8 protein-coding genes and 8 tRNA genes are annotated in these 7,479 nt (G+C 48.6%); 11 read left to right on the top strand and 5 right to left on the bottom strand.

Going from position 1 to position 7,479, the window contains the following annotated elements; genetic code table 11:
- The first annotated feature begins 124 nt into the window (after nt 1-124).
- The 8 genes from AC0LWM_RS07130 (at nt 125) to AC0LWM_RS07095 (ending at nt 906) form a co-directional block, all read left to right on the top strand.
- Nucleotides 125-213, top strand: a tRNA-Ser gene (locus AC0LWM_RS07130).
- 32 nt (nt 214-245) lie between these two features.
- A tRNA-Met gene (locus AC0LWM_RS07125) sits at nt 246-322 on the top strand.
- A 3-nt stretch (nt 323-325) separates the two neighbouring features.
- Nucleotides 326-401 (top strand) — tRNA-Val (locus AC0LWM_RS07120).
- Between the two features lie 22 nt (nt 402-423).
- A tRNA-Thr gene (locus tag AC0LWM_RS07115) sits at nt 424-499 on the top strand.
- A gap of 13 nt (nt 500-512) precedes the next feature.
- Nucleotides 513-589 (top strand) — tRNA-Asp (locus AC0LWM_RS07110).
- A 56-nt stretch (nt 590-645) separates the two neighbouring features.
- Nucleotides 646-721 (top strand) — tRNA-Phe (locus AC0LWM_RS07105).
- Nucleotides 722-731: 10 nt separating this feature from the next.
- A tRNA-Tyr gene (locus AC0LWM_RS07100) sits at nt 732-817 on the top strand.
- A 13-nt stretch (nt 818-830) separates the two neighbouring features.
- Nucleotides 831-906 (top strand) — tRNA-Lys (locus AC0LWM_RS07095).
- 178 nt (nt 907-1,084) lie between these two features.
- On the opposite strand, the gene AC0LWM_RS07090 is transcribed toward AC0LWM_RS07095, so the two are convergent.
- Nucleotides 1,085-1,519, bottom strand: coding sequence for a methylglyoxal synthase (locus AC0LWM_RS07090; RefSeq protein WP_474674204.1), 435 nt, complete (start codon nt 1,517-1,519; stop codon nt 1,085-1,087).
- 306 nt (nt 1,520-1,825) lie between these two features.
- Between AC0LWM_RS07090 and AC0LWM_RS07085 the strand changes: the two genes are divergently transcribed.
- Nucleotides 1,826-2,617: an ANTAR domain-containing response regulator gene (locus tag AC0LWM_RS07085; protein ID WP_474674203.1), complete on the top strand. Its 792-nt coding sequence runs from the start codon at nt 1,826-1,828 to the stop codon at nt 2,615-2,617.
- An 84-nt stretch (nt 2,618-2,701) separates the two neighbouring features.
- On the opposite strand, the gene AC0LWM_RS07080 is transcribed toward AC0LWM_RS07085, so the two are convergent.
- Entirely contained in the window at nt 2,702-3,382 is a 681-nt protein-coding gene (locus AC0LWM_RS07080; RefSeq protein WP_474674202.1) for a FadR/GntR family transcriptional regulator, read from the bottom strand.
- A 332-nt stretch (nt 3,383-3,714) separates the two neighbouring features.
- On the opposite strand from AC0LWM_RS07080, the gene AC0LWM_RS07075 reads away from it, so the two are divergent.
- Together AC0LWM_RS07075 and AC0LWM_RS07070 are read left to right on the top strand one after the other, a co-directional pair.
- Nucleotides 3,715-4,623, top strand: coding sequence for a dihydrodipicolinate synthase family protein (locus AC0LWM_RS07075; protein WP_474674201.1), 909 nt, complete (start codon nt 3,715-3,717; stop codon nt 4,621-4,623).
- 59 nt (nt 4,624-4,682) lie between these two features.
- A complete protein-coding gene (locus AC0LWM_RS07070; RefSeq protein ID WP_474674200.1) occupies nt 4,683-6,029 on the top strand; it encodes a sialidase family protein in 1,347 nt (448 codons plus the stop codon).
- Between the two features lie 145 nt (nt 6,030-6,174).
- Here the strand turns inward: AC0LWM_RS07070 and AC0LWM_RS07065 are convergent, their stop codons facing one another.
- The 3 genes from AC0LWM_RS07065 to AC0LWM_RS07055 form a co-directional block, all read right to left on the bottom strand.
- Entirely contained in the window at nt 6,175-6,378 is a 204-nt protein-coding gene (locus AC0LWM_RS07065; RefSeq protein WP_474674199.1) for a hypothetical protein, read from the bottom strand.
- A gap of 197 nt (nt 6,379-6,575) precedes the next feature.
- Nucleotides 6,576-6,779: a hypothetical protein gene (locus tag AC0LWM_RS07060; protein ID WP_474674198.1), complete on the bottom strand. Its 204-nt coding sequence runs from the start codon at nt 6,777-6,779 to the stop codon at nt 6,576-6,578.
- A gap of 458 nt (nt 6,780-7,237) precedes the next feature.
- Nucleotides 7,238-7,447 (bottom strand): hypothetical protein, encoded by a 210-nt coding sequence (locus tag AC0LWM_RS07055; protein ID WP_474674197.1) that lies wholly within the window; start codon nt 7,445-7,447, stop codon nt 7,238-7,240.
- Nucleotides 7,448-7,479: the final 32 nt, after the last annotated feature.

The following is a 7,479-nucleotide window of genomic DNA, read 5'->3' as shown; positions in this document are numbered from 1 at the left end:
TACTAATCGGTCGAGGGCTTAACTAAACAATCCCCGGTTACCCACCGGGAAGCTAAGGATATCGAAGCACACTTACTTTCGCATTCAGTTTTCAGGGAATAATACCTGAATTGTTCATACCTCAGGAGAGGTACCCAAGAGGCCGAAGGGGGCGCTTTGCTAAAGCGTTAGGGTGTAACAGCCGCGAGGGTTCGAATCCCTCTCTCTCCGCCACGGATATCTGAGGAAATGAATAATACCATTATGGCGGCGTAGCTCAGCTGGCTAGAGCGTACGGTTCATACCCGTGAGGTCGGGGGTTCGATCCCCTCTGCCGCTACCATATGGAGGCTTAGCTCAGCTGGGAGAGCATCTGCCTTACAAGCAGAGGGTCGGGGGTTCGATCCCCTCAGCCTCCACCATTTAACTTTGAAAATCTATTATGCCGCTGTAGCTCAACTGGTAGAGCAACTGACTTGTAATCAGTAGGTTGGGGGTTCAAGTCCTCTCGGCGGCACCATCTTTACCAATGCGGAGCTGTGGTGTAGAGGCCTAACATGCCTGCCTGTCACGCAGGAGACCGCGGGTTCGAATCCCGTCAGCTCCGCCATTTATTTTCCTATTTAGGGACAAGAACCCTTGGGGGTTCATTTTTTATTTGTATATGGCTCGGTAGCTCAGTTGGTAGAGCAGAGGACTGAAAATCCTCGTGTCGGCGGTTCGATTCCGTCCCGAGCCACCATGTATATCATGGAGGATTAGCGAAGTGGCCAAACGCAGCAGACTGTAAATCTGTTCTCTGACGAGTTCGGTGGTTCGAATCCATCATCCTCCACCATTTGCTCATTTATGAGCCATTAGCTCAGTTGGTAGAGCACCTGACTTTTAATCAGGGTGTCGAAGGTTCGAGTCCTTCATGGCTCACCATGTTAACAAATCGTAAGCTTCTAATCGTTGATTAGGAGCTTATTTTTTTTGGTTCAAGAACGAAATAAAAAAAAGCGGGGCTCTCGCCGGACTAACGGCGAAGGCCCCAAAGAAGTATACATTAAGGAGGGATAAGCAAGAATTCAAGGTGAATCAAGGAACGATAAACGGCAGTTGACTAAGCAATATGCTCGGCTGCAGCCGACAAGATTTTGTACTTGTGCAAATAATCCCGCCAAGCAAAATCACCGCGATTGAGCGATCGGATCAACAGTTCGGCCGTTGCAATGTTCGTGGCTACCGGTATGCACTGTACGTCGCACAGGCGAAGCAAAGCCATAATATCCGGTTCGTGGGGCTGAACCATGAGCGGATCTCGCAAGAAAATAACGAGGTCGACTTCATTAGTTGCGACCATGGCGCCAATCTGCTGATCTCCCCCGAGCGGTCCTGATTTGAACAAATGCACATCAAGCTCGGTCCTTCCCATGATGCGGGAACCTGTTGTACCGGTTGCGTACAATTGATGATGTTCAAATACGGGCTGATACGCTGTGACGAAGTTCATCATTTCTTCCTTCTTCCGGTCATGGGCAATCAATACGACTTTCATCCCAAAACACCTCCAGATTGTCATCATTCCGATCAAGACAGACATCGACATCATTGCAGAAAACACAAAGAGCCTAGTCGGGTGTATAAGATCCGATTAGGCTCCATTGCCTTGTGGTGATACGCCATTGTATCGCGGGAAGCTTATAACGGAATTATATATCGACCTAATCTTTATGTCAAGGAAAGTAACATATAATTATCGTTTTTAAAATTTATTTAGTTAATTATCGATAATGTATTGATTTTGTGTTATATAATATACAATAAAGTGTGATGTATATGTGCGATGTGGAGGTGCTAAAGGATGAGGGTAATTTTACTTCTTGAGGAATTATCGACAATCGATCCGCACTCCGAGTCCAATGAGGAGCGACAGACGGAGAATGACACAATGCAATCTGGGCGAATCGCCGCCAAGGCTTCCGAGCATTTGACACATTGTGGTTGTGCGGTTGTTCGGGCATCGTCGTCATTAGAAACACAGCGCATCATTCGGAATCATGAAGTGGATGCGGTCGTATTCGCCATACCGATAACCGAGCTTGCAGCAAGCATACGGGTGTTGAACAACATTGTAGATATCCAAGCATCCGACCGTGAGCTGCCTTTATTGTGGTGGTACGACGAAGGAATGGATGTGGAGGCTTTTGCGGAATATATACGGGAAGAGGCGTCGAATTCAAGGGATAAGCAGGACGATATACGAAATGTCATGAATGGAATCGAGCGGCAGTCCATGCTGGTTGACGGCATTCTTAGCTCTGGAATGACAAGTACGGCGATCTATTGCGTCTTTCATCTCAGCTCCATGCAATCGAGGTGGAGGAATTATCTTCAACGCGAACTGCAAAAAGTGATCTATCGGCTGGAGGAACGAAAGTGGATTGACCAAGCGAAAGAAATTATTGCCGATATGAAAAAAATCAGCGAGACGGAAGCCTATGAGTTCATGAGGAAGCTGGCGATGAACGAACGCAGGAAGCTGACTGACGTAGCTGCTTCGATCGTGAAGGTGTATCAATTGCTCCGCGTGCAAAAGCAAGGAGATGGAGAAGCTGAGCAGGCGAAGAATCGCAACCGGAAGAAAAGAAAGTGAGCGCAATGCCCCGTGCCGGACGACCGAGGGAGGAAGAGACCAGGAAGCGAACGCAAGCTTCGAAGGGTGTTATCATACGAAAAGCTACAGGGATCGGCGCGCCGTCTCGAAATGCCTGCGCAGCAGTTCTTTGGCCAGCAAGCTATCTTTGGTCTTCACGGCGGAGGCGATTTGCCGGTGATCGTACGCAGCTTGCGCAATCTCGGCGTCGGCCATCGCGGGGGGAGACAATTTCGTGAAATAGTCGATGATGATTCCACTCATCTGTGCGAACAATTCATTGTGCGTTGCTTGGACGAGGGCTTGATGAAAGGCGCTGTCGCTGTTCTTGATTTGTTGCGGATCTTCACCACATTCCGCAATAGCCGAAGCCAGTCGCTCTAATATCGCAACATCTTCTTCAGTCGCGTGAAGCACCGCTTGCTCGGCCGCGGCTTGTTCGACGATGGAACGCAGCTCCAGCAGCTCGGATAACGGCTTGTTCGCCGATTGCCATTGGAGCAACAGATTTTCCATCGTAGGGGTCAGACTTGAAGCCTGCACGAATGTTCCCTCTCCATGACGTATGGTTACAACGCCGGTGGACGCAAGTGTTCGCAGCGCTTCACGGAGGACGGACCGGCTTACACCGAATTGGACGGCAAGCTCTCGTTCCGCCGGTAGTTTGTCTCCTGGACCAAGGTTATGGTCGGCGATATAGGCTTTCAATTTTTGGCTGACAATATCGTATAGGGTGGAACGTTCGACTTTTTGAATAGGTTTCACGGGGATAACTCCTTACGCATAGGGGATCGATATTTGAATAAAATCTCCGGACGAGTTAAATATACTGGGAGAGCCGCTGCAACTCTGGATTGAAGGATAGACGATCAGGCCATGTAGAAGAATCTATATGCTTTTGACCCGTTTGTCAAATCCCATGAAGGGTATGCACCCGTAATTTATTTCGTAGCAAGGGCCGGGCGGTGGCAAGGCTCTTTTTAGGCATGAACTAGAAAATGATATTGACAACAGCTCGGGAAAGTACTATTTTTAAAGTGGTCAGACCATCATACAGCTTAAAAATGAGCAGGCAGAAGAGATGGAGGGCAAACAAGATGACTTTTGATTTATCTCGCTGCAAAGGCATAAACGTTGCAATGAACGCTTGTTATAACAATCGCGGGGAGGTTGATGCGTACGCCGTAAGGCGGTTGGCGCGTTATTATGCGGATGTTGGCGTGCAAGGGCTGTACGTGGGCGGCAGTACGGGCGAAGGGGTACTGCAAACTCCCGCAGAGCGTAAAATAACGCTGGACGCCGTAATGGAGGAAGTTGGCGGGCGGGTGGCGGTCATCGCGCATATCGGAGCACCGTCGACTCGTGAAAGCGTGGAGCTGGCGAAGCATGCAAAGTCGGCAGGCGTAGATGCGATATCCGCTGTACCGTGCATCTATTACACTTTGTCCGAGGATGCGGTTGAGCGTCATTGGAAGGCGATGATGGACAGCGTTTCCTTGCCTTTTATCCTGTATCATATTCCATCGACGACGGGATTTCATGTAACGCCGCAATTTTTAAGGAAAATGATCGGCTATGAGCAGGTCGCCGGGGTGAAGATCACCACGATGAACAGCTACGAGCTGCAGCAGTTCAAGCAGATCGGAGGGGAATCGTTTGTCGTATTCAACGGGCCTGACGAACAATATGCCGCGGGTCGCATGATGGGGGCGGACGGCGGAATCGGCGGTTCGTACGGCGTCATGCCGCAGCTGTTCTTGGTACTAGAACGCTGCTGCGCTGCTGGACAGTGGGCTGAAGCCCAAACCTGGCAATTCCGCATTAACGAAATCATTACGCAGCTGCTTGAATTGCCTTTTTATGCGGCTTGCAAAGAAATATTACGGTTGCAGGGATTGGATTGCGGCGTCCCGCGATTGCCGCTCGGACAGCTGGAGGATGTACATAGATTAAAAGTACGGCAGATTTACGAGCAAATTTCGAAGCTTGTCGAGCAAGTGGTTTAGATAGAAAGGGAAATGGCGTCTTAGAGCATAGTATCAAGAAGTAGGAGCTGAACAGACTCATGTACCCACTGAAAAGCACTCCAATTGAAGTGTTCTACCCTCATTTGGGCGGATCGGGCGCCTATCGCATACCTTCCTTGATTACGACGCGGGAAGGTACGCTGATCGCAGGTATAGATGCAAGAATTAGCGGGATGTCGGACAATCCGAACAATATCGATACGGTCATCCGGCGAAGCACGGACGGCGGCAAGACGTGGGGGGAACCGCAGAAGCTGGTCGATTACCCCGGTGAGGGCACGGACGGTTCCGCGGCTATCGATACGTCTCTGCTGCAGGATGATGAAACCGGAACGATCTGGATGCTGTTCTCGCATACGCCCGGCGGGATCGGGTTATGGTCGTCGGAGCAAAACGTCGGTTTCGACGAAACCGGCTGCCGGTTGTTGTACGATGCCGAAGGGAATACGTTCAAGCTTCAAGGCGACGGGGATGTAATGAACGCCGAAGGAGCAGCAACGGGATATACCGTGAACGACGAAGGCGAAGTATCGCTCGCAGGCGAGCCACGCGGAAATATCTATTTGAAGCGCGGAATCGATCCGCGGGAAAGCTTGTTGGAAGCGAGAACGTCGTTCTTGCAGCTGATTCGCAGCGATGACGACGGATTAACGTGGTCGAAACCGATCGAGCTGAATTTGCAGGTGAAGGCGACATGGATGGGGTTTATCGGCACAGGTCCGGGGCGCGGACTGCAATTGAAGCATGGGCGTTATCGCGGAAGATTGATTTTTCCGGTCTATTTCACGAACCCTAACGTCAAAATGTCTTGTGCCGTCATCTATAGCGACGATCACGGGATGACTTGGCATCGCGGCCAATCCCCGAACGACGGGCGGAAGTGGGATGGAGGAGAGCTGAATGCCGAGACGCTGAGCGTCGATGAAGCGCAGTTGACCGAATCCCAAGCGATCGAGCTTCCGAATGGAGATATCCGGTTGTATATGCGAAATCATTCGGGGCGGCAGCGTACGGCTGTAGCCGTCAGTCGGGATGGCGGCATGACGTGGGGCGACGTGACCTACGACGAAACGCTGCTCGATTCAACCTGCCAATCGACGGTGATCACTTATCCGGATCTCGGAGACGGCAAAACCCGTTTGTTGTTCGCCAACCCGGCAGATCCGCAGCTGCGCCGGAACGGCACGGTAAGATTAAGCGAGGACGGTGGATTATCCTGGGCGTACTCCAGGCAAATCGAAGCAGAAGCCTATTCGTATTCCTGCTTAACCATACTGTCTGACGGCATGATCGGATTGCTGTACGAAAGTGAGTTTACGGATGTGATTCCGGTTCGGGTGAAATTTACGACGTTTACGCTCGATTGGATCGTAGCGGGTGATTGAGGGGGACTCGCAGGAGTTAGGAAATCTTCTTCGCTCTGAAGATCAACAGCAAATAAAATGAAAATAAGCCATCGGTATGCCTGGCACTTCGTGCGCTCAGACAGATCGGTGGCTTGTTTGGCCTTCGACAGCGGTAGGTGGTCCATTACCATAACCGGGAATGCGTACGAGGCAACTCGATCCATGGATTCCAGAGTCTCTTCTTTCGCTCTGTGTCCATTCGCAGCTCAGCGGCTTCTTGGCTGTAAGGATATTCTTGATCATAGGCTGCTGCGGTGACATGATAGCTTTGCTTGACGGCATCTTCGAAAATCGCTTCGAACAACTCATCGAACTCTTCTTTTGTCATGGAGCATTCTCCTATATTCATGATGTAATTTGTATCTCTTTCCTATATTTTATAGTTATTCATTGTAAATATCTGCGTAAACTTACCTTCGTCGCTGTGTATCTGTGGTGGAGTGGAGGTGGGGGTTCCTGCATAAAGACGAAAAAAGAGATTGCATATCGGCTGGGGCCGAGGCGCAATCTCTTGTTTTGATAAAATTATTGCCAGGTTCCTACTTCTTCAATTTGGTTTCTGGATTTCGAAATAAACATAGAAGAAACGGCATTTAATTCAGCAGCAGAAAGCGACCAAGAATTAATAAAAGATTTATCCTTGAGTTTCGCGGCAATTTCGGTTGGCGAAAATTGCTTCAGAGATTGGATCAGGTTGAATAAATTTGGAGACCAAGTCACTGCGTTCATAGAATCACTCGCTCTCTAATTGAATTGTTGCTTTTACTCCAATTCTTTACTAATTCCAAGTATTTTCTGGTCCTTCTGTTTTAGATGCTTCAGAACTATACAAAGTTGATACAGCATTCAATTCAGCTGATGACAAATCCCACGAGTTTAAGAAGTTGTGATCTTTCAATTTGGAAGCGATTTCGCTCGGATCCAGCTTTTTAAGAGACTGAATCAGGTTAAACAAATTCGGAGACCAAGTAACTGTGTTCATTTATAAATCACTCACTCTCTATTAAAAATGTTGTACAACTTCCACCAGGACATTGCTAATCCAACGAAGTCGTACTTCATTATCTTATTCATAAGTGTAGAGTAGTATTACGGACAGTTCATGCAAAGACGAAAAAAGAGATTGCATATCGGCTAATGCCTAATATACAATCTCTTTAGGAAATTTTGGCGAACGGTGGAAGATGTTAGCTCCAATTGCCTTCTACATCATTCGGGCTGTCCGTTGATTTGGATTTTATGTATAAGTCTTGCAAAGATGCTGCTTCTTGTTGCGTTATTGAATTAGAAGCAAGGTATTGTTCGTCGTTTAATCGACTTTCAATTTCTTCTGGCTTTAGTTTTTGTAATTCTTTAACAACTTTTTTTAAATTATCCGACCAAAGTACCTCTGACATCTTAATCACTCACCTTTGCCTATTGGGTAAAA

The sequence above is a fragment of the Paenibacillus sp. sgz302148 genome (assembly GCF_056120465.1).
Note: the sequence above shows the minus strand (reverse complement) of the source record. Positions and strands in the feature narration are given on the sequence as shown.

Bases quoted from the DNA above. Each gene is read 5' to 3' on its own strand.
- AC0LWM_RS07090 (WP_474674204.1), bottom strand. From the start codon at position 1,519: ATGAAAGTCGTATTGATTGCCCATGACCGGAAGAAGGAAGAAATGATG.
- AC0LWM_RS07085 (WP_474674203.1), top strand. From the start codon at position 1,826: ATGAGGGTAATTTTACTTCTTGAGGAATTATCGACAATCGATCCGCAC.
- AC0LWM_RS07075 (WP_474674201.1), top strand. From the start codon at position 3,715: ATGACTTTTGATTTATCTCGCTGCAAAGGCATAAACGTTGCAATGAAC.
- AC0LWM_RS07070 (WP_474674200.1), top strand. From the start codon at position 4,683: ATGTACCCACTGAAAAGCACTCCAATTGAAGTGTTCTACCCTCATTTG.
- AC0LWM_RS07065 (WP_474674199.1), bottom strand. From the start codon at position 6,378: ATGACAAAAGAAGAGTTCGATGAGTTGTTCGAAGCGATTTTCGAAGAT.
- AC0LWM_RS07060 (WP_474674198.1), bottom strand. From the start codon at position 6,779: ATGAACGCAGTGACTTGGTCTCCAAATTTATTCAACCTGATCCAATCT.
- AC0LWM_RS07055 (WP_474674197.1), bottom strand. From the start codon at position 7,447: ATGTCAGAGGTACTTTGGTCGGATAATTTAAAAAAAGTTGTTAAAGAA.